This window comes from Paraburkholderia sp. BCC1885 (genome assembly GCF_900996235.1).
In the GTDB taxonomy this organism is placed as follows: Bacteria; Pseudomonadota; Gammaproteobacteria; order Burkholderiales; family Burkholderiaceae; genus Paraburkholderia.
This window is the reverse complement of record NZ_CAAJGM010000028.1, coordinates 1-760: the sequence shown is the minus strand read 5'-3', so window position 1 is coordinate 760 and position 760 is coordinate 1. Positions and strand designations below refer to the sequence as shown.

Annotated in this window: 1 protein-coding gene; it reads left to right on the top strand. The window is 65.9% G+C overall.

What is annotated here, in order from left to right:
* Positions 1-760: TonB-dependent receptor domain-containing protein (locus FQ755_RS02310; RefSeq protein WP_144150600.1), on the top strand; the 760-nt coding region annotated here is incomplete at both ends.

Below are 760 nucleotides of genomic sequence, written 5' to 3'. Positions count from 1 at the left end.
TGCAATACGCACGCGGCTTCCGCTCGCCCTCGGCCTACCAGGTCAACAGCTACTACAACCCGGCCGGCTCCTATGGCCTGTTCTACCAGCAGGTCGGCAACCCGAGCCTGCGGCCGGAAACCAGCAATACCTTCGAGCTCGGCACGCGCGGCAAGTTCGGCGTCGGCGCGGGCCACGTGAGCTACAGCCTGGCCGGCTTCGCGGGGCGCTACAACGACTTCATCGACACCAAGGTGGTGGGCGGCAACGTGCGCTCGCCGAACGATCCGTACACGGTGCAGTACGTGAATTTCTCGAAGGCCTCGATCCGCGGCCTCGAGGCCAAGGCCGACTGGCTGGTCGACGACAGCCTGGAAGTGAAGGGCGGCCTGGCCTGGATCCGCGGCACCGAAACCAAGGACGGCGTGACCACCGGGCTGGATACGGTGCCGCCGCTCGCGGTGGTGCTGGGGCTGCGCTACACCGGCGGCGAGCGCTGGTTCGCGGGCGTCGACCTGACCTACAACTCGCGCAAGAGCAAGTCCGACATGTCGGATCCGAGCTTCTATTCCACGCCCTCGTTCACCATCGTCGACCTGCACGCGGGCTATCGCTTCTCGCGCCACGTCAGCCTGACGGCCGGCATCAACAACCTGTTCGACCGCAAGTACTGGGTCTGGAACGACGTGCGCGGCCTGAAGGACAGCGACGGCGCCGCCACCATCGCGGCCCTTACGGCCCCGGGCCGCAATTTCAACGTTGGCATGAAGATCGATTTCTG